A 19,581-nucleotide genomic window follows, 5' to 3' on the forward strand; every position below is an offset into this window, starting at 1 on the left:
AATCATCATGCAGCCAGTTTGGAAATATCCGCCACCTGATTTAACATGCCATGCAATTCATTCAGCAAGGCCAGGCGATTATTGCGCAAAGCCAGATCATCGGCATTCACCATCACGTCGTTGAAGAAGTGATCGACCTCCGCGCGCAACGCGGCCAGGGTTTTCAGCGCTGCAGTGAAATCACCTCGGCCGAATGCAGCATCGACTTCCGGCTTGACCTTGGTCATCGCATGGTACAAAGCCTGTTCCGCCGCTTCCTGCAACAAGCTGACCTGCACGGCGCCTGGCGTGCCTTCCGATTTTTTCAGGATATTCGTGATGCGCTTATTGGCGGCGGCCAGCGAAGCCGATTCCGGCATGGCAGCAAACGCCTGTACCGCTTGCAGACGCTCCACGATGGTGTCCAGCATGTCAGGATTTTGTGCGACTACGGCTTCGACTTCATTCTGGGCAAAACCTTTATCGCGTAACTGACCACGCAGGCGCTCATACATGAAGCTCAAGACATCTGCACTCGGGTCTTTAAAGTTGCTATTGCCAGCAAATTGAGTCAGCGTATCGGCCAGTAAATGTTTGAGCGATAGCGGCAGGCGTTTTTCTACTAGCATGCGCAGCACGCCCAAGGCATGGCGACGCAGTGCAAACGGATCGCGGTCGCCGGTTGGCTGCAAGCCTATGCCCCAGATGCCGACCAGTGTTTCCAGTTTATCGGCCAGGGCTACGGCTGTCCCCGTTGTTGTCGCGGGCAAAGCATCGCCAGCGAAACGCGGTTGGTAATGCTCAGACGCGGCGGCGGCGACATCCGCATGTTCGCCATCATGCAACGCATAATACGTGCCCATGATGCCTTGTAACTCAGGGAATTCACCGACCATATCGGTCAGCAAATCGGCTTTCGCCAATAAGGCGCCGCGTTCTGCTAACGCGACATCGGTACCCAAAGCCTGCGCTATTTTTCCCGCCAGTGATTGGACGCGTTGGGTGCGTTCCGCCTGACTGCCGAGCTTATTGTGATATACGACATTCGCCAGCATCGGCAGGCGTGCTTCCAAGGTTTTTTTCTTGTCTTGCTCAAAGAAGAATTTCGCATCGGACAGACGAGGACGTACCACGCGCTCATTGCCCTGAATGATATGCTCAGGCGTAGCGGTTTCCAGATTCGAGACGATCAAAAAGCGGGAGCGCAGCTTGCCATTGGCATCGGTCAGGGCAAAGTATTTTTGATTGGTCTGCATCGTCAGGATCAGGCATTCTTGCGGCACTGTCAGGAATTCATCTTCAAACTTGCATTCGTACACGACCGGCCATTCGACCAGGGCGGTGACTTCATCGAGCAGGGATTCGGGCATCAACACCTGATCGTCGCCTGCTTTCGCTAACAGAGCGGCGCGGATTTTTTCTTTGCGTTCGGTGACGTTGGCAATGACTTTGCCTTGGCTTACTAGCTTGGCTGCGTAGTCATCGGCGTGTGCAATGCTGATCTCACCTTCGGATAAAAAGCGATGACCCAGTGTCGTGCGATTGCTATTTAAGCCTAACAGCGACAGATTGATAATCTCGGCACCGTGTAGTGCAATGATGCGGTGTACAGGGCGCACAAAATGCACAGTCTCGCCATCCGGTCGTTGATAGCTCATGACTTTAGGAATTGGCAAGTTGTTGATTGCAACTTCGAGCGCACCTGGGAAAACAATGCCGAGTTGTCCGCCGCTTACAGTTCGGCTGTAAAACAAGGTCTTACTCTTGCCATCGTCACGGTGTTCAAATTCTTCAATTTTTTCCTCCGGAATACCTAAGCCCTGGAGTTTTTTAAGCAATGCAGTAGTTGGTTTGCCATCCTGATCAAGGCCAATGGAAACCGGCATAATTTTGATCGTTTCTTCCTTTTCCAAGGAAATAGGACGGACATGGGTAATTACAGCGGCAAGGCGTCGCGGGCTTGCGTACCAAGTTAACATTCCCTCTGAATCTACAAAGTCTAGTTTTTTTAGAGTGTCAAAAATACTTTGCGCAAAACTGGCACCCAATTTGGCTAGTGCCTTGGGCGGTAATTCTTCCGTGAATAGTTCTACTAATAGTGTTTGATTCATTTTTATCTCAATGGATTCTTTATTGATCTAAGCCGGCTTTATGTCTCAGCAGGGTGTGCCGTGTGCACCAATGTATGGAGCCCATCAACGGTGGCGCGCACGGCGCACCCTACCTATTTCGTTACTTAGTCCACCAGCGCTGCTATCGGCGCCGGTTTATGTCTGTCATCAGCCGCACACATAGGAAAACCCAGTTTCTCGCGCGAGGCGTAATATGCCGCCGCAACTGCACGCGACAGATTCCGAATCCGGCCGATGTATGCAGCGCGCTCAGTCACCGAGATCGCCCCGCGTGCATCCAGCAGATTGAAGGTGTGTGCGGCTTTCAGGATCATTTCATAGGCAGGCAAAGCCAGCGATTTTTCCGTTATGTCCAGCAGACGCTTGGCTTCGGCTTCGTAATTTGTGAACAGCGAGAACAGGAAATCGGTGTTCGAATATTCAAAATTGAAGGTCGATTGCTCGACTTCGTTTTGATGGAATACATCGCCATACGACAGGCGCACGGTCTTGCCGTTTTCTTCACGTTCGGTCCAGACCAGGTCGTAGACGTTTTCCACACCTTGCAAATACATTGCCAGACGTTCGATACCGTAAGTGATTTCACCCAGGATCGGTTTGCAATCGAGGCCGCCGACTTGCTGGAAGTACGTGAATTGCGTGACTTCCATGCCGTTCAGCCAGACTTCCCAGCCTAGTCCCCAGGCGCCCAGGGTCGGGTTTTCCCAGTCGTCTTCGACGAAGCGGATATCGTTTTGCCGCAAGTCCAGGCCCAGTGCCTTCAGCGAGCCGAGGTAGAGGTCGAGAATGTTTTCCGGCGCGGGCTTTAATACGACCTGGTATTGGTAATAGTGTTGCAGACGGTTAGGGTTTTCGCCATAACGACCATCCTTAGGGCGGCGGGACGGTTGCACATACGCAGCGCGCCAGGGCTCCGGTCCGATCGCCCGCAAGAAGGTGCCGGTATGCGAGGTGCCAGCGCCGACTTCCATGTCATAAGGCTGCAGCAAGGCGCAACCCTGGGCGTCCCAGTATTCTTGCAGTGTGAGGATGATTTGTTGAAATGTCAGCATGTTGGTGTTCCGCTCTTGATGATGGCGTTGGACGACGCAGAGTAAAGTTTGCACAACCTTAGATTTTAGCGGGTTTTAGGTCCGAGAGGCGAATTTGCTTGCGTAGAGGCGGCGTCATCAAACCCCGCAAAATAGAAGAGGCAGCAGCCGATCTGGGTGCCACCTCTTAACTCAATTGCTGTGTGAAGCTTATATTGCTGTAGTTACATCGGTTTTACATCGTTTTTGGACAGGAACCATACTGGTTTTCTGCGGGATGGCTGTCGGACGCCAGGAACACAATAAGGATGATCCAGCCGACCACAGGGAGCAGGGCAATCAGCATCCACCGCGCACTGCGTCCGGTATCGTGCAATCGTCTTCCAGTTACCGCCAATCCCGGAATCAAGGTTCCCAACGCATACAAACCGCCGAGCAGTCCGGTGCTACTGCCAAAACTGGATGTGCCTGTAATATTGTCCACGATGGCAAGCCCAATGGAAATCAAAAAAGTGAACAGCAAATAGAACCAGTATTCCTTGCGGCGCGAGCGGCCATCGAAGATCGCGTATTTTTTTAGCGCCATGACGTACCAGTCAAACGCATTGCCGGTGTCGTCGGCCAAGGTGGATGAGGCGGAGGCCGCTGCGGTTTTTGCTTGCGCTGCACCGCAGTGCGGGCAGGTGACAGCGGTTTCGTGGATTTCTTTACCGCAAGCTCGACAAAATACCATGCTCATTTTTTCTTCCTTAAATTAGATGTCTGAATGTGTGGACTGCACTATTTTTGCTGGCGCTTTTTGCAGAAATCGTCAGCATCTTTGATATCAGGTCCAGAGATTGATTTTATTGCCTTCGCTATCGGTAAAACTGCCGGTAACGATGATAACGAAATCAATTAATACCCAAATCCCGAAACCGCCGAGAGTGAGTATTTGCAGAATGCCGGTCCCGATTTTTCCTACATAGAACCGGTGTATGCCCAGAAAACCCAGAAAGAAGCACAGTAAGGCAGCAGGCAATATGCGTTTGTCTGTCGTGCTTTGGTTTGGTGGCGTTCCTTGTTGAGCGCCGCAATAGGGGCAGCTAAGCGCTGTCTCGTGTATTTCTTTTCCGCAGCCGCGACAAAAAACCATGCTCATTTGTTCTCCTGATCGATTGGTAATGGTAAAGACGCAAAGGGAAAACCTGCAACGTCCATTTAAAGAGAAAGCAGATAGCATGGTTAGTATTGCTAATTTATCTTTCTACGCTAACAATTCTACGAGAGAACTTGTTACATTGAAACAGCCAGGTGGAAATATCTGTGTTTTTTCGTCAATTGATGATTTTGCCTGCCAGGGCCTGGTGAATTCAGGACTGTCGTTTTGCGGCATGATCGGATCACAAGTTGAACTTGTGATATCGATCAATGTCCGATGAATGCTTTGCCATCAATGAGAGTGCAATGAGTATTCAACTGGATCGTGTCAATAACCGTGTAATGAATTGAGGTAGAAATGGCTGTCAACCGTATATCAAAAATATCGTCCCTCGCTATCCTGTGGACTACGCTGTGCGCCAGCTCCACGCTGGCACATGCCGATGGCTTAAGCGACCTGAAAGCGGCACTCGCCAGATTGCAAGGCCCCGCCGCCGTCAAGGCAGTATTGGAGGCCAAGACCTGGAGCAAACAGGGCGAAGGTAAAGATGCAGAAGAAAAAAACGGCGTCGCCAATGTCTTCATCGAAGAAGGCCAACGCGGCTTGCACATTCATTACAGTAAAGAATTGCTGGCCAAACTCGATACCGAAGAACTTGCCAAAGAAAAAGATCCCAAAGTAAAGACACCGACCCTGTCTGCATTGAAGGAAATCAATTCCAGCGAGCTGCGTCCGCTGATCTATGCCGCAGGCAGCTTGTCGCGCGCAGTCGAGAAAGCGAATTTCAAAAGCGAAAAAGTCGATACCTTCAACGGCAAGCCAGCCCGTCTGTTGAGCTTTGATCTGTCGATCGACAAGATCAGCGAAAAAGACCGTAAATACGTCAAAAAATATGAAGGCAAACTCGATATCTGGGTCGCCGCCGACGGCACACCGCTGGCCAGTCGCCAGCATGAAAGCGTATCCGGTCGCGCTTTTGTAGTGATCAGCTTTGAATCGACGAACGATGATGACCAAATCTATGCGCAAGTCGGCGAACGTTTAGTCACGACCCGCAGAGAAAGCAAGAGCAGCGGATCGGGTGCCGGTGAGAGGGGCGAGTCGCGGACTGTCAAAACCTTGCAATTGCAGTCTTGAAATTAGTCGGCGCTTTTTGTAAATTCAATTTACTCCGAAATGCGTTTGCTAGTGAGTAGATGGCATAGTTGAATCGTGTCAAATTGCCGATCAATTCTGTGAACGCATTGCGGCCGCTTAAGTGTGGACGCTGCTGGTCATCGCAATGAAATAATGGCCTTATGGTATTGAGGCGGACTACTTTTAGACAAAAGTCGGATTGACCTCTGATATTTTTAAGGAACTGAACATGCAAGCTCATCTCAGAATCGCCCGCCCGGTCAGCGACCTACAATTTGCCAAAACCATGTATTGCCAAGGATTGCAGCTAAGTGTCATCGGTGCGTTTGAGGATCATCAGGGATTCGATGGCGTCATGCTCGGTCGCGCTGGAATGCAGTATCACTTTGAATTCACCCATTGCAAAACACAGCCGGTGCGCGCGCAGCCGACAGCGGAAGATCTGATCGTATTTTATCTGCCGGATAATCACGAATGGATAACGAGCTGCGCGAGAATGCTGACAGCAGGATTTCAACAAGTCGCCGCATTCAATCCTTATTGGGATCTTAAGGGAAGAACTTTTGTTGATGCTGATGGATATCGTGTGGTATTGCAGAACGCGAGATGTGCGATTATTGCGTGATGATTTGAAGTAGAAAGCGAACGACAACAATAACCAGTCTGGATTAAATTTAATTAATGAAAAATGAGGTAGGTACATGCAGATAAAAAAATGCATCGTTCTTTTTTTCGGACTCGCTTTACTTTTCAGCGAGGTTTCTCAATCCTTGGCGCAAACGACGAGTCCGGTCGAATCACCGCAGTCGCAAAATAAACTGACACAATCGGAAGTGCTGCTGGCAGAAAAAATTAATTTGCTGCTGCGAGAGAAGTGTGAGCAGGATAAATTTTCTGGTGCAATATTAATTACCAAAGGAGATCAGCTAGTCACCGAGGGTGTGTGCGGCCAGGCAAGCAAACGCTATCATGCCGCCAATAATATTGAGACTAAATTTAATATTGCGTCGATCGGGAAGATGTTCACGGCGGTCGCTATCGCGCAATTGATGGAAGCAGGCAAGCTTTCTTACGACGATAAATTGAGTCGCTATGTGGATGCAAGTTGGTATCCGAAGGATATTCTTGACAAAGTCACGATACGTCAGTTGTTATCGCACCGCTCCGGCTTTGGCGATATGCTTTCAGAGCATATTGTGTACGCGCCCTACATTAAATTAATCTTCCTGCGGGAGCTGTCAGATTACAAGTCTTTGTTACAGGGCGATAAACTGAAATTCGAACCAGATAGTAATTTTAATTACAGTAATACGGGGACTTTTTTATTGGGGCTGGTGATCGAGAAGGTTTCTGGAGAAAACTTCTTTAGCTATATTCGCGAGCATATCTATAAGCCTCTTGGTATGCTGAATTCCGATAGCTATTTTAGGGACGAGCCCGTGGACAATATCGCGACAGGCTATATGTCTACACCCAAGGCACCGGATTTTTCAAAAGAAAACAATTTTTATATTCCTCTCCGAGGTACTCCCTTTGGCGCAGGCTATTCGACGGTACATGATTTGTGGCGGTTCACCTCCGCACTACTTGCTGGGAAATTGATTAAAAATGATACGCTTCAATTACATTGGACTGACTACAGCAATGGACAAAATCCCGGCGGTCGCCCTTATGGCCTTGGGTTTCAGGTCTGGAGTAGCGCTTTAGGGAAAGTGGTCGGACACTCTGGTAGTTTGCGAGGCGTTGCGGGTAACATGGCGATGTACTTAGATAGCGCTTACACCGTTATTGTCTTGTCGAATTATGACTCGTCCGGATATTTGCCCGAGCTGGTGGAGGACTTGATCAGTCAGGCGAACGGCAAATGAGAGTGCTCCAGTACCTGAATCAAACCGAGTCAGCGCCATAACGAAAAAAGCCACTTGCGATCAATACAAATGGCTTTTCAAAACTTTCGTTTTCACTGACTTACATTCGTCCAAATTCGCGGCGAACGATGCTCGTTACTAACTCTTAAATTTCGCCTCGGCGATCCGGTCCGCCACAACGCTGGTTGGCAAGCCCTCTGCATCGGCACGGGCAAATACTTCTGCCAGGGTGTCGCCGATACGACGTACATGCGCGTCCATGCCGTCTTCCGGCGTGTTCAGATATTCGTAGCAGACTTTGATGATGCCGCCGGCGTTGATGACGAAATCCGGTGCGTACAGGATGCCCTTTTGGCGGCAGGCTTCGCCGATGTCGGCAGTGGCTAGCTGGTTGTTGGCGGCACCGGCGACGATCCTGGCTTTCAGGCGCGATAGGGTGTCCGGGTTCAGGGTTGCGCCGAGCGCGCAGGGGGCGTAGATGTCGGCTTGCACATCGTAGATCGCATCGATACCGACGACGCTCGCTCCGAACTCTTCTTGCGCGTGTTTGAGTGCGGCCTGATCGATGTCCGCGACCACGAGTTTAGCGCCGGCTTCATGCAGGCGGCGGGCGTAGTCGTAGCCTACATGACCGAGACCTTGCAGCGCGACTGTCAGGCCGTCAAAGCTGTCGCGTTTGAGCTGGTGCTTCACCGCCGCCTGCGCGCCGACGAAGCAGCCGAGTGCGGTGTACGGCGACGGATCGCCACGGTCACCGAGACCGGCGACGAATTTGGTTTTGCTGGCGACATTGGCCATGTCGGCTGGGCTGGTGCCGACATCTTCTGCGGTGACATAACGGCCGCCGAGGCGCTCCAGGGCTTCTCCCAGGGCTTCAAACAGGGCCGGTGTTTTGCCGGTTTTCGGGTTGCCGATGATGACGCTCTTGCCGCCGCCGATAGGCAGGCCGGCTACGGCGTTCTTATAGGTCATGCCGCGCGACAGGCGCAGTACGTCGCGTACCGCTTCGGCTTCGCTGGCGTAGTTCCACATGCGGCATCCACCCATTGCCGGGCCGAGTTTCGTGTTGTGGACGGCGATGATGGCTTTGAGGCCGGATTTGGCTTCTGAGGCAAAGACGACTTGTTCGTGGTCGTCAAAATTGATTTCGTTAAATACAAAAGCGGTCATGCTTATGGCTCCGCGCGGTGGTGATCATGTGTCCCGATAAGGCGAATGATGACGTGCCGCAAAAAAGTTGAGTTAAAAAATGGTCAGTCAGTACAGCAAGGTCTTGCTGGTCATGGGCAGCGATGTGGTGCTGCCGACAACGGGCGGTGATTGTGTCACGCGGGTGCGAGTATAGGCGATAGGGGGCGGAAACTCAAATGGCGAAATTATTATGATAATGGTTATTATCTTAGCGGAAGTTCCGGTCAGAGCACATATCCCAATCTGCTAAACTTCTTTTGTTCGCCGTTCTCGGATGGTTCAGGTTCCGGTCAGAGCACATATCCCAATCTGCTAAACTTTTGCTCTTTGCCGTGTCGATGCTGCGTCGGTTCCGGTCAGAGCACATATCCCAATCTGCTAAACTTGATGCTCGCCACGGAAGATCGTGACCTCAGTTCCGGTCAGAGCACATATCCCAATCTGCTAAACTATCCAGTCAGAACAAGCGGCAAGCCGATCGGTTCCGGTCAGAGCACATATCCCAATCTGCTAAACTTTAACTCATGATCTATGGCTTCATGCATGCGTTCCGGTCAGAGCACATATCCCAATCTGCTAAACTAGAGTGTCTTGGCGGAGTTTGAGCGATGACGTTCCGGTCAGAGCACATATCCCAATCTGCTAAACTTTGCTTTTACTTCTTCCATGCTACCCCCTCGTTCCGGTCAGAGCACATATCCCAATCTGCTAAACTCTTTATTCATATTTGGACGATCACCACGTAGTTCCGGTCAGAGCACATATCCCAATCTGCTAAACTTTATTCCACCAATTATCGTTCGCCTGAAGAGTTCCGGTCAGAGCACATATCCCAATCTGCTAAACTTCAATGAGTTTATGAGAAAACATTCCCATTGGTTCCGGTCAGAGCACATATCCCAATCTGCTAAACTTCTGATCGTGGGCGGCGGCATCGCGGCGATGTTCCGGTCAGAGCACATATCCCAATCTGCTAAACTATCAAGCTGTTTAATCACATCTACCTCCCAGTTCCGGTCAGAGCACATATCCCAATCTGCTAAACTTTGAATCGCGTGCCGCATTGTACAAATCGAGTTCCGGTCAGAGCACATATCCCAATCTGCTAAACTATGGGGTCGCACCTACAGCTTGCCGGACAAGTTCCGGTCAGAGCACATATCCCAATCTGCTAAACTACTCTCTCCTTGCTGCGCTTCTTCGTCAAAGTTCCGGTCAGAGCACATATCCCAATCTGCTAAACTAAAAACTACAGCAACAACAAAGTCAGCAGGGTTCCGGTCAGAGCACATATCCCAATCTGCTAAACTCATTGTACCGATTGGCTTTATCGCGGGCAGGTTCCGGTCAGAGCACATATCCCAATCTGCTAAACTATCCCAGATTAAGAGTAGTTCCTTGAATCCGTTCCGGTCAGAGCACATATCCCAATCTGCTAAACTCCACACGGTTATAAAGCAAGTGGTGGACGAGTTCCGGTCAGAGCACATATCCCAATCTGCTAAACTTCATCGCTTGAGTGAGGCTTCACGATTCTCGTTCCGGTCAGAGCACATATCCCAATCTGCTAAACTTGAATTACGCAGTACAAAAGAACCCACCAAGTTCCGGTCAGAGCACATATCCCAATCTGCTAAACTCTCAACGATCAGGCAGTTTCTCCAGCGATAGTTCCGGTCAGAGCACATATCCCAATCTGCTAAACTGCGCGACATGTTTTCGGTTGCTAATGACTAGTTCCGGTCAGAGCACATATCCCAATCTGCTAAACTACAGGGTGCGCGCGCGATTGCTGCTGGCGGGTTCCGGTCAGAGCACATATCCCAATCTGCTAAACTTCGGCTATGCAGTAACAAGGGTGTCACCAGGTTCCGGTCAGAGCACATATCCCAATCTGCTAAACTTGTCTTGGTGTTCAGGTCCGCACCAAGCTGGTTCCGGTCAGAGCACATATCCCAATCTGCTAAACTCAAGTCAGCAATACAGCAAATGCAGTCGCAGTTCCGGTCAGAGCACATATCCCAATCTGCTAAACTCAATTCCGTCAACGATGTATCGATCTCATTGTTCCGGTCAGAGCACATATCCCAATCTGCTAAACCGTACCTCTGTGTAGACAGTGGCCGCGATTGGTTCCGGTCAGAGCACATATCCCAATCTGCTAAACTTATTGTCGCTGCTGCTAACGTCGTGCTCACGTTCCGGTCAGAGCACATATCCCAATCTGCTAAACTAGAACGGAGATTGATACCTTCGGCATGACCGTTCCGGTCAGAGCACATATCCCAATCTGCTAAACTTTCAAAGGGACTGTCTCAGTCGATGGCGCCGTTCCGGTCAGAGCACATATCCCAATCTGCTAAACTTTGCACAATACCCACAGTATCGATATATTGGTTCCGGTCAGAGCACATATCCCAATCTGCTAAACTAAGTTATCCAGGCGATATTTCAATCTAATGGTTCCGGTCAGAGCACATATCCCAATCTGCTAAACTCCGCATCGTAAACATGACCTGCGTTGCATGGTTCCGGTCAGAGCACATATCCCAATCTGCTAAACTGCTCGGCGAAGAAGATCAAGTAACCTTCGAGTTCCGGTCAGAGCACATATCCCAATCTGCTAAACTTTGATACAAATAATCAAATATCACAATCCTGTTCCGGTCAGAGCACATATCCCAATCTGCTAAACTCATTTCTGTTTTTCCTTTATCACCCGAAAGGTTCCGGTCAGAGCACATATCCCAATCTGCTAAACTTAAAGGAGAATTATCATGAAATCAATTATCGTTCCGGTCAGAGCACATATCCCAATCTGCTAAACTTACAGCGACTTAGACCGCATCGTTGAAGAGTTCCGGTCAGAGCACATATCCCAATCTGCTAAACTCAGATCGCGTCGGCAGAGCAATGGATAGGAGTTCCGGTCAGAGCACATATCCCAATCTGCTAAACTCTCGTCGCGGAATTCCACGTGGCGGAATCCGTTCCGGTCAGAGCACATATCCCAATCTGCTAAACTTGCAGTACCAACCACTACCTTATCTGCGCCGTTCCGGTCAGAGCACATATCCCAATCTGCTAAACTCCATTACCATGCAACGTATCGAATATTTGCGTTCCGGTCAGAGCACATATCCCAATCTGCTAAACTTCCATCTGCATGCACGAAAGAGGGAAACATGTTCCGGTCAGAGCACATATCCCAATCTGCTAAACTTGATGCTAGCCACGGAAGATCGTGACCTCAGTTCCGGTCAGAGCACATATCCCAATCTGCTAAACTCGTCCTCGATCGCCTCACGGCGGCGGTTACGTTCCGGTCAGAGCACATATCCCAATCTGCTAAACTATTCACCCCAAGTTCAATAGAACCAGTTAAGTTCCGGTCAGAGCACATATCCCAATCTGCTAAACTTAATTCGAAATACTTAGCTATGTTGGAACAGTTCCGGTCAGAGCACATATCCCAATCTGCTAAACTTAATCGTGCGTGGCAATTCAACTTCCTGCAGTTCCGGTCAGAGCACATATCCCAATCTGCTAAACTATATACGTGTTTTTGTGGCAGGTAGTAAAGGTTCCGGTCAGAGCACATATCCCAATCTGCTAAACTGCAATCCGTCAATATCAACAGGCGGTAACAGTTCCGGTCAGAGCACATATCCCAATCTGCTAAACTCGTAACACCATAAGCCCCTGATTATTCAGGGGTTTATGCTTTTTTGAGGCGGGGGAAATGCGTTTTTTTATCAAAATAAGTCGAATTGATCTGGGGATTTATTAGGGGCTTGTTTCGCTTTTCCACGAAAAGTGATGATACGTTCGTATTGTTTGTCCGTAAATTGTAGGATATTCACTTTGCCGCCGCTAGGTAAGTTTTGCTCTACCCGTTTGCAATACGTATCTACTTGAGTTTGGCTGGTACAAAAGCGCATGTACACAGAAAATTGCGACATTTCAAACCCCATGTCGAGTAAGGAGTTGCGAAATTCGCTTGCTGCTTTACGCTCAGATTTTTCTATCACAGGTAAATCAAACATCACCACAATCCACATGATGCGATATCCGGTAAGCATGGCGCATTACTCGTCTTGCAGAGCTGAGGCCAAATTGAGGGGCAGGCCAGGTAAAGGCAAATCCAGCTTATCTTTTTCACCGATAAATATTTGAGCCAACGATATTGCAAGTTTTTGTGTGCAGACAATAACAGGTGTGACACCGACATTAGTTTGCATATCGTCATACATGGTGCGAACTAATGCGCGCTTACTTTCCGGTGTGATAGAACTCTCGCCTTGCTTATGCAACTGCCAAACTTTGAGATCAATCATTGGGCGAAAGGGTTCCATCAAATCATCGACTAGGCGCATTGCGTTACCTTGATTACTATGATGTAGTCCCATCGTCGGATGCAGACCCGCAGCGACAACAGCACGCGCTGTTGTCGCACGCAAGACGGTGTAGCCATAGTTGAGCATGGAATTCAAACCAGTAGATTGCTGGTCACGCCTAAAGTCGTCACCAAATAAAAGGCTCCAATAACGACGTGCTCCTTGCGCTTCAAAATTGTCTGGGTCGCCCGAACGCACTTTGCGCACCAAGGACGATAAAGGGATGCTGGCAACGTTGGCCGCTTCTAAGGCTGTTGCTTGTTGCTGTAGTTTTGATTTAACGATATCTGCCCATAATCGTTTGATAGTGGGTTGAGATGCAGCAAGTTGTGCGTCAAAACGTTTGGCTTGCTGGAAGTTACCTTCGATTGGTAATAGCATACCAGCGGCATTATGGTTCGCTGCACACAGCACAAAAGGTGCGCAGCGTTCCGCTAAGGCGATCAGTAAATTATTGGTATAACTCAAGCCATGTGCATTTGCAATGACCGCAGCGATATCATCCAATGGCACTTGTCCTAGCTCTTTACGTTGGCCTTCAGTATCCTGCACCACCATAAAGCCGCGTGATAGAAATAAATGTCGGCGGTCATCAGCTATTTCTACTATGCGGCCTATCATGGTATTTATACCTTAAAACCGGGATCACGAAGCTCACCTAGTGGAGATATTTTCACCATTCTTCCTTTTGCTTTTTGTAGTGAGCCTGCATACTTAGATATGTAACCAAAAGCCTCTTCTTTGCTCCTGTTTCTAGCATCAACATTAGCCTCATTAATACCAGCCATAAAAATTTGCCCATTGGTACTAATGGTTACAACTCTAGCCGATTGTTGAACGCCATCTATTTCTAACCTAACAAAGTCATCTATCATTAATCGCATTACCAACGGTTTTCCGGAAAGACTTTGAGTCAAATCACGCAGTCGCTTAATTCCTGAATTACGTACAAGTTGGTAAGCGTCAAATGTTGATACAACCTCTCCTTCCCATTTACCTTTTTCATTGCGAATTATCTCAATGCAATAGTTACTATCTCCTTTATATCCTTTGTAAGGCTTAGGTTCTCCATTAGGTTTTACTCCGTGCCGATCACTTACCTTGATATCAGTAAATTCAATGACCTTGAGCTTATCTTCAATGCGAGTGCGTTTGCCATCAACTATCTTATGTACTCGAACTTTGCCATTGCCGAGTAAACTGTAAGCAGTATCATTATGCATCGCGCCCTCGTGGCTATGATCCGGTTTGTGGCTCACCCAAATTCGTTGTATCGCACGTTCAACATGTTCGCGATAAGTATCCCAAGGTAAAGGCATATTCTCGACAAGCCGATTGAGTTGTTTTTCTCTTGCACTGGCACTTGCTTGCGCAAACCGTTGCATTAAACTTTGATCTGTAACCCCGATAACACAAGCATCAACTGCGTGATGTCGATGGTCGTTACGATTTTTTTCGCCATTGAGCCCAAGTACATTATTCAAACCAAATTTTGCACGCAACATGGCAGTCATTTGTCCAGGTATAACACGTGTATTTGGGCAAATCAATTGAACATATTCACGTGCTATTTTGCTGAGATAGCGTGTATCATTAAGTGCCCTAGCCAAAAATCCCGCATCATCCTTTAGCCATCGTTGATAACCATCCTCTGCAAAGCGATATCGCTTCGCTTTAGGCATTTGTTCTGCTCGGGCGAGTATGTCGGCATAAGAAAATCCTGCTATCTCTTGTTTGCCAAACGCATCCCAAGGAGTATTGTTGCCTTTAACTCGGTTAGCCTGGCGAAGTGCCACAGTCTTATTGTTGAGACTGTCATCTAGCGTGATAGAGAATGGCAATATATGCTCAATTTCAACTTCGTTGCTGAGCAACATGTGAGCGCTGATTTGAACGCCTGAGTATGGACAGCGACGATCTGCTGGATCAAAACTGAGCTCTTCCCACAGAAGCATTTTTTGTAAATCAGCACCTTTTACTTGTTCTTCGTTGATCTGTAAAATTTTCGCGACGTCGGTACGCAAGCGTGCATTACGTTTTTGATTTTCTGCTTGACGTTTGTTGGCGTCGTCCCGCTGATCTCTACTTTGCTTAAGATCGCGTGCGACTTCCACGATAATTTCATTAGGGTGCCCATAGCGTTTAATTAGTGCATTAACGACTAATCTGACCTGGTTCAGTCCTATATGAACAGTTGGGTTTGCTATACGTCCATAACGTTTTTCATCAGTATCATTTGGATTGCCTGTACCGAATCCTACATGGCGTTGTAGCGGCTGCCCGTAATAAGGAAGCTCTAATAAAATCTCACCTGTGGCTGATGCACTAATATTGCTATGGTGTGCGAAGCCTGCTGCCAATACCGCTTTGTCGTAAGTTATAACGTTTTTTCTTAACTCTGGAAGTATGCGGTTCAGCGCTTGTATACTAAGACTTCCATATCCCTCTGGTAAACCAACGTTGGCAATGACTTCCGCACGTTCTTCGTCTATACCCGTTTCAGCAACAAGCCAGCGCATTAATTTTGCGAGATTTTCTTCCGTCACCAATTGATGCACTATAGCGTCTTGTTTGTTTTCGTCGAGAGAAAACCATACTTTTCCAAAGTGATCAGATTTGCTGAGAATCGCGCTTGTAGTATTGCCTTTAAGTTCCTGGCGTTTCGCATCTTCAATATTAAATATAATGGAGCCTAAGCCAAGCAATTTCGTTATTTGGGTGAATGAACGTTTGCTGTTCTCTTCTAGAGCCGCCACAATCACGTCTCGTTGCTGAATAGTTAAAGATTCTTCTTTGAGACCTGCACGCAATATTCTAAGGTTATTTACTTCTTGATAGATACGGAAGCGCTGTGTACTTGGTAGTGCGAGTGGCGCGCGCATCTCGTCTGGCAGCAGCGTGCAGCGACCAGGTTTGACAGGTTTGAGTGGACGCTGAAATAACAACGCATCTTTCAAATCTACTTTAGCTGTTTCGTTAAAAAGTGTCGGGTTGAATATGGTTTGTTTTTGCCATAATGCTTCAAATTCAGTCTCAATCATAGCTCTGTCGATATATAGATCGTAGCTTTTATCGATGCGAGTTTTTCCGTCATCCCTTGTGACTTTATTTTCACGTAAGCGGGCACGCACAGTTTTGCCTAAGCTGTCTCGTTTATGTAGCCATTCACCTACTGTGCGACAGTTTTCTTCAATAAGCGTTGACCGCAATTTATTAATTGCAGTTTTTAGAGATCCGCTGTCATTATCTTTTTTATCGGTCTTACGATTACTTTTAAAGCCACGTCGCTGATTGATATGAAAGAGTGCGCGAGCAAATTCTTCTGGTCTTAGCATTTCATCCAAGCCCTTGGCTCGCAGTGTATAAGGGTTGAGTGTTTCTAATTCTTTACGTGATTGTTCGTCAGTTGGAAAGAATCCATGTTCAATGAGTGATTTGGTCATTCGTGCTTTTCGTTTCAATAAACGATCGCGACGACGACGCATGGCACGTGCCTCGCGGCGAGTAACTGCAAGCGATGATCCATCTTTGGGGCTGCGGCCATCTGAGAAAATACGAACGCCCGCTTTGATAACAGCTATCGGAGAAGGCGGGGTCTCATTATTCAGCCTGATCATTGCCCAACCCAAAGAAGTTGATCCTAAATCTAGTGCCAATCGATAAGCCATTTTGCCGAGCATGTCAGTCCCTTTGTTGTTATAACAAATTGACTCTACAATAAGATCAGGCTATTATTCAAGCACTATCAGATTGGGATATGTGCTTTGGACGCTAACAAGCTGAAAGATGCACCAAATGAAAAGGCCACTATATGTGGCCTTTTGCTTTTTAAATGCCACAAAAAATTCGCTCTTATGTCGCCAATATGCCCTGTATCATAGGACGCATGAGCTCAACATTTACCGACCAGCAAGAATCCGCCCATGCAGAACTGGATGAGGCCGTGCCCGCAACGCTGGTAGCGGCCTTGCCTGCTTACCAGGGCGTGAGTGCGGCACGCATTCACATCGTCACCAATGAGGCAGCGGCTGAACGGGCGCAACAGGCCTTGCTGGCAGCCGATGTGCTCGGTTTCGATACCGAATCGCGCCCGACTTTTGTGAAAGGTCAGAGCTCGGGCGGGCCGCATTTGATCCAGCTGGCAACCGACGATCAGGTGTTTCTTTTTCCGGTGATGGATCCTGTGTATCTGGCAACTGCCAAAGCAGCCTTAGAGGCGCAGCACATACTCAAAGTCGGTTTTGGTTTGGGCGACGACCAGAGTCGCCTGCGTACCCGCCTGGCGATTCATCCTGCGAATATTCTGGATCTGGCGCGCGCCATGCGCGAACGCAAGGGCAGCGATATGGGCGCAAAAGGCGCTGCGGCGCGGTTTTTGGGGATGGCTTTGCAAAAATCCAAAAAGACCTCGACCTCGAATTGGTCGCTGGCACCACTGAGCGAGCGGCAGATTCGCTATGCGGCAGATGATGCGCATGTGGCCTTGCTGACGTATCGGCGCTGGCTGGCGCTGAAAAATAAGCCTTGACCGCGAGTTCAGGCAGCCAGCGCACAATGATGTGCCTGCTGTAGCAGTAGGGCGAGTTCTTTCAAAAATCTGGCCTGGGTCTTGACGCAAAAGCCGCCTGAGTAAGGATTCATAAATCCATGCGCGGTGTTGGTGACCAGTTCGGCAGATTGCGCTTGTCGGCGCAGTTGTTGCACCAGTTGGAACGGATCGAAGGCCGCTTCACGCGCCGCAAAGATCAGCCGGGCCGGGCATACAGGCCGCAGATGCGTGTAGTCGCGGATACGCGAGCCATAGAACAAGATCATCTGATGGATCCGGTGCGCCGTCTCGGTCGCCGCCAGCATCCAGAGTGCGCTGGCACCAGCGCTGAAGCCGATCGCGATGCAAGGCTCGCGGCTAGGTTTTTCCGCATGTTCCCGTATTGCACGATCGAGTGTGTCTATATAGCGTGCCAGACCACCCTGAGCGATAAAGGCTTGATACGCGATTTGTTCAGAACGGTAGTTGCTACGCGCATTATCGTCGTCATCGTAAGGTGAGACGATCAGACATTCATGCCCCAAACTGCGGACCAGGCTGGCGAGCGCCGGAGTATTTCCAAATACATCGGTGGCGATAATGACTGTCATAGATAAAGCATGGATAAAGCCTCGACCCGTCAAGACACGACAAGCGGTCAATTGCACGGTAAAACCAGAAAGAGGGCGCAGACTACTGGAGTTGCACGCAAACTTCAAGTAAATCCTGAAAGGCGGTTGAAAAATGATGCCGTCGCCGTGGTGCTGAGCAGATTCAATCTTCTCCAGCACAGCGTGATTTTTTTATTCAGCGGGATTACTGAGTGAAAGCAAGTCGGCCTGGATCTCACTCACATTATCCGATTGACATCATGCAGCAAGCTGGCGATACTCTGGCGCGTGAAGATTGTAAGAACTCGTTACAAAATGATTGATCAAATGCTTTGTCCTCTTTCAATATATCCGGAGATAGTCTATGTTGCGTCGTACTTTACTTGTCATCGCCATTGCAACCACACTTGTTGCCTGTAGCAAAGGCGCTAAGACCGATAAAGACAGTGCCTCCGCCGGCAGCAAGGCGAGTGCTTCAGAAGAAGTGACTTTGCAGATTACCGCCGAGGATTTGATTACGGTGCAGAGTAATTCTCTGGCATCGGGACCGGTGATTACCGGTTCGGTGCAGCCGGAGCGTCGTGCCGATTTACGCGCTGAAATTTCTTCTGTCGTTTTGCAAGTCCTGAAAGAAAACGGCGATGTCGTCAAGCGCGGCGATTTGCTGGTGCGCCTGGACGATACCTCGATTCGCGATAGCCTGACTTCGGCTGAGGAAGCCGTGCGCGCCGCTGCGCAATCGTTTGACCAGGCCGAGCGTCAATTCCAGCGTTTAAAAACTTTGCGCGCCTCCGGGATGGCTTCGACCCAGCAATTAGAGGATGCCGAGATTCGCCGGAATAATTCCCAAAGCGATCTGGTCGCCGCCAAAGCGCGTTCTGCGCAAGCCCGCCAGACCCTGCAGCGCACCGAAGTGCGCGCCCCGTTCGACGGCATCATCAGCGAGCGCAAAGTGTCCGCAGGCGATACCGCGCAGATAGGTAAAGAGCTGGTCAAAGTGATCGACCCGAATAGTATGCGCCTGCAAGGTCTGGTCTCGGCCGATCGCGTCAAGGATGTCAGGACGGGCATGCCAGTCAGTTTCCGTGTGAACGGCTATGGCGAGCAGGATTTTATTGGCAAGGTGCGCCGCGTCGATCCGGCGGCAAATGCGACTACGCGTCAGGTTGAAGTATTAGTCGATTTCGTGGACAGCAATCAGCCACGCGTGTCCGGTCTGTATGCGGAAGGCCGGATTGAAGCAGGCAGCACACAAAACCTGATGATCAAGAGCAGCGCCCTGGTACGTGACGGCGATAAGGCCTATGCATGGCGCGTCAAGGACGGCCTCTTGAAAAAAATCAGCATCGTCTTGGGCGAGCGCGATCCGCGGCGTGGCGATTTCGTGGTCAGTGCCGGTCTAATGGATGGCGATAGGGTGGTACGCAATCCGGTATCGACTTTGAAGGACGGCCAGAAAGTCAGTCTGGTCGCCTCGGCCGGTGCGGCGAAAGCGGCTGTCGTGAGCGCGTCTGCCAGCAAACCAGTCGTCACTTCAGCAACGACTTCAGCAGCGGGAAAATAATC

15 protein-coding genes and 1 CRISPR repeat array are annotated in these 19,581 nt (G+C 49.3%); of the genes, 6 read left to right on the plus strand and 9 right to left on the minus strand.

The features are described 5' to 3' along the window. Positions 1-5: 5 nt before the first annotated feature. The 4 genes from glyS to LPB67_RS01700 form a co-directional block, all read right to left on the minus strand. Complete coding sequence (gene glyS / locus LPB67_RS01685; RefSeq protein WP_262835332.1) at positions 6-2,090, minus strand: glycine--tRNA ligase subunit beta; 2,085 nt, start codon at positions 2,088-2,090, stop codon at positions 6-8. A 125-nt stretch (positions 2,091-2,215) separates the two neighbouring features. Then, positions 2,216-3,163, minus strand: coding sequence for a glycine--tRNA ligase subunit alpha (glyQ, locus tag LPB67_RS01690; protein ID WP_262835333.1), 948 nt, complete (start codon positions 3,161-3,163; stop codon positions 2,216-2,218). A gap of 214 nt (positions 3,164-3,377) precedes the next feature. Further along, positions 3,378-3,881: a DUF805 domain-containing protein gene (locus tag LPB67_RS01695; RefSeq protein ID WP_262835334.1), complete on the minus strand. Its 504-nt coding sequence runs from the start codon at positions 3,879-3,881 to the stop codon at positions 3,378-3,380. Between the two features lie 87 nt (positions 3,882-3,968). Continuing rightward, positions 3,969-4,283 (minus strand): TM2 domain-containing protein, encoded by a 315-nt coding sequence (locus LPB67_RS01700; RefSeq protein ID WP_262835335.1) that lies wholly within the window; start codon positions 4,281-4,283, stop codon positions 3,969-3,971. Positions 4,284-4,640: 357 nt separating this feature from the next. Between LPB67_RS01700 and LPB67_RS01705 the strand changes: the two genes are divergently transcribed. The 3 genes from LPB67_RS01705 (at position 4,641) to LPB67_RS01715 (ending at position 7,288) form a co-directional block, all read left to right on the plus strand. Next, entirely contained in the window at positions 4,641-5,420 is a 780-nt protein-coding gene (locus tag LPB67_RS01705) for a hypothetical protein (RefSeq protein WP_262835336.1), read from the plus strand. 199 nt (positions 5,421-5,619) lie between these two features. Next, positions 5,620-6,045, plus strand: a complete 426-nt coding sequence (locus LPB67_RS01710; protein ID WP_262835337.1) for a VOC family protein — start codon at positions 5,620-5,622, stop codon at positions 6,043-6,045. A gap of 76 nt (positions 6,046-6,121) precedes the next feature. Then, positions 6,122-7,288 (plus strand): serine hydrolase domain-containing protein, encoded by a 1,167-nt coding sequence (locus LPB67_RS01715; protein ID WP_262835338.1) that lies wholly within the window; start codon positions 6,122-6,124, stop codon positions 7,286-7,288. 138 nt (positions 7,289-7,426) lie between these two features. Here the strand turns inward: LPB67_RS01715 and LPB67_RS01720 are convergent, their stop codons facing one another. The 4 genes from LPB67_RS01720 to cas9 form a co-directional block, all read right to left on the minus strand. Further along, a complete protein-coding gene (locus LPB67_RS01720; protein ID WP_262835339.1) occupies positions 7,427-8,458 on the minus strand; it encodes a Leu/Phe/Val dehydrogenase in 1,032 nt (343 codons plus the stop codon). Between the two features lie 238 nt (positions 8,459-8,696). Continuing rightward, a CRISPR array of direct repeats spans positions 8,697-12,164; the repeat unit is 36 nt; unit sequence GTTCCGGTCAGAGCACATATCCCAATCTGCTAAACT. 70 nt (positions 12,165-12,234) lie between these two features. Continuing rightward, the gene (gene cas2, locus LPB67_RS01725; RefSeq protein ID WP_262835340.1) at positions 12,235-12,561 is read right to left on the minus strand and encodes a CRISPR-associated endonuclease Cas2; all 327 of its coding nucleotides are present in this window, start codon (positions 12,559-12,561) and stop codon (positions 12,235-12,237) included. 6 nt (positions 12,562-12,567) lie between these two features. After that, the gene (cas1, locus tag LPB67_RS01730; protein ID WP_262835341.1) at positions 12,568-13,497 is read right to left on the minus strand and encodes a type II CRISPR-associated endonuclease Cas1; all 930 of its coding nucleotides are present in this window, start codon (positions 13,495-13,497) and stop codon (positions 12,568-12,570) included. A gap of 5 nt (positions 13,498-13,502) precedes the next feature. Beyond that, entirely contained in the window at positions 13,503-16,556 is a 3,054-nt protein-coding gene (gene cas9 / locus LPB67_RS01735) for a type II CRISPR RNA-guided endonuclease Cas9 (RefSeq protein WP_262835342.1), read from the minus strand. Positions 16,557-16,762: 206 nt separating this feature from the next. Here cas9 and LPB67_RS01740 point away from each other — a divergent pair, with 206 nt between their 5' ends. Further along, the gene (locus LPB67_RS01740; RefSeq protein ID WP_262835343.1) at positions 16,763-17,404 is read left to right on the plus strand and encodes a 3'-5' exonuclease; all 642 of its coding nucleotides are present in this window, start codon (positions 16,763-16,765) and stop codon (positions 17,402-17,404) included. Between the two features lie 8 nt (positions 17,405-17,412). Here LPB67_RS01740 and LPB67_RS01745 read toward each other — a convergent pair whose 3' ends face one another. Then, entirely contained in the window at positions 17,413-18,015 is a 603-nt protein-coding gene (locus tag LPB67_RS01745) for a dienelactone hydrolase family protein (RefSeq protein ID WP_262835344.1), read from the minus strand. 9 nt (positions 18,016-18,024) lie between these two features. Here LPB67_RS01745 and LPB67_RS01750 point away from each other — a divergent pair, with 9 nt between their 5' ends. Together LPB67_RS01750 and LPB67_RS01755 are read left to right on the plus strand one after the other, a co-directional pair. Then, positions 18,025-18,231 (plus strand): hypothetical protein, encoded by a 207-nt coding sequence (locus LPB67_RS01750; protein ID WP_262835345.1) that lies wholly within the window; start codon positions 18,025-18,027, stop codon positions 18,229-18,231. Positions 18,232-18,379: 148 nt separating this feature from the next. Further along, a complete protein-coding gene (locus tag LPB67_RS01755; RefSeq protein WP_262835346.1) occupies positions 18,380-19,579 on the plus strand; it encodes an efflux RND transporter periplasmic adaptor subunit in 1,200 nt (399 codons plus the stop codon). Positions 19,580-19,581: the final 2 nt, after the last annotated feature.

This window comes from Undibacterium sp. Jales W-56 (assembly GCF_025548535.1).
Lineage (GTDB): Bacteria > Pseudomonadota > Gammaproteobacteria > Burkholderiales > Burkholderiaceae_D > Undibacterium.

What these genes read in the sequence shown, in the direction of transcription:
- LPB67_RS01755 (WP_262835346.1), top strand. Translation starts at nt 18,380, where the DNA reads ATGTTGCGTCGTACTTTACTTGTCATCGCCATTGCAACCACACTTGTT.
- cas2 (WP_262835340.1), bottom strand. Translation starts at nt 12,561, where the DNA reads ATGCTTACCGGATATCGCATCATGTGGATTGTGGTGATGTTTGATTTA.
- cas1 (WP_262835341.1), bottom strand. Translation starts at nt 13,497, where the DNA reads ATGATAGGCCGCATAGTAGAAATAGCTGATGACCGCCGACATTTATTT.
- LPB67_RS01720 (WP_262835339.1), bottom strand. Translation starts at nt 8,458, where the DNA reads ATGACCGCTTTTGTATTTAACGAAATCAATTTTGACGACCACGAACAA.
- LPB67_RS01695 (WP_262835334.1), bottom strand. Translation starts at nt 3,881, where the DNA reads ATGAGCATGGTATTTTGTCGAGCTTGCGGTAAAGAAATCCACGAAACC.
- cas9 (WP_262835342.1), bottom strand. Translation starts at nt 16,556, where the DNA reads ATGCTCGGCAAAATGGCTTATCGATTGGCACTAGATTTAGGATCAACT.
- LPB67_RS01705 (WP_262835336.1), top strand. Translation starts at nt 4,641, where the DNA reads ATGGCTGTCAACCGTATATCAAAAATATCGTCCCTCGCTATCCTGTGG.
- LPB67_RS01740 (WP_262835343.1), top strand. Translation starts at nt 16,763, where the DNA reads ATGAGCTCAACATTTACCGACCAGCAAGAATCCGCCCATGCAGAACTG.
- LPB67_RS01715 (WP_262835338.1), top strand. Translation starts at nt 6,122, where the DNA reads ATGCAGATAAAAAAATGCATCGTTCTTTTTTTCGGACTCGCTTTACTT.
- LPB67_RS01700 (WP_262835335.1), bottom strand. Translation starts at nt 4,283, where the DNA reads ATGAGCATGGTTTTTTGTCGCGGCTGCGGAAAAGAAATACACGAGACA.
- glyS (WP_262835332.1), bottom strand. Translation starts at nt 2,090, where the DNA reads ATGAATCAAACACTATTAGTAGAACTATTCACGGAAGAATTACCGCCC.
- LPB67_RS01750 (WP_262835345.1), top strand. Translation starts at nt 18,025, where the DNA reads ATGGATAAAGCCTCGACCCGTCAAGACACGACAAGCGGTCAATTGCAC.
- LPB67_RS01745 (WP_262835344.1), bottom strand. Translation starts at nt 18,015, where the DNA reads ATGACAGTCATTATCGCCACCGATGTATTTGGAAATACTCCGGCGCTC.
- glyQ (WP_262835333.1), bottom strand. Translation starts at nt 3,163, where the DNA reads ATGCTGACATTTCAACAAATCATCCTCACACTGCAAGAATACTGGGAC.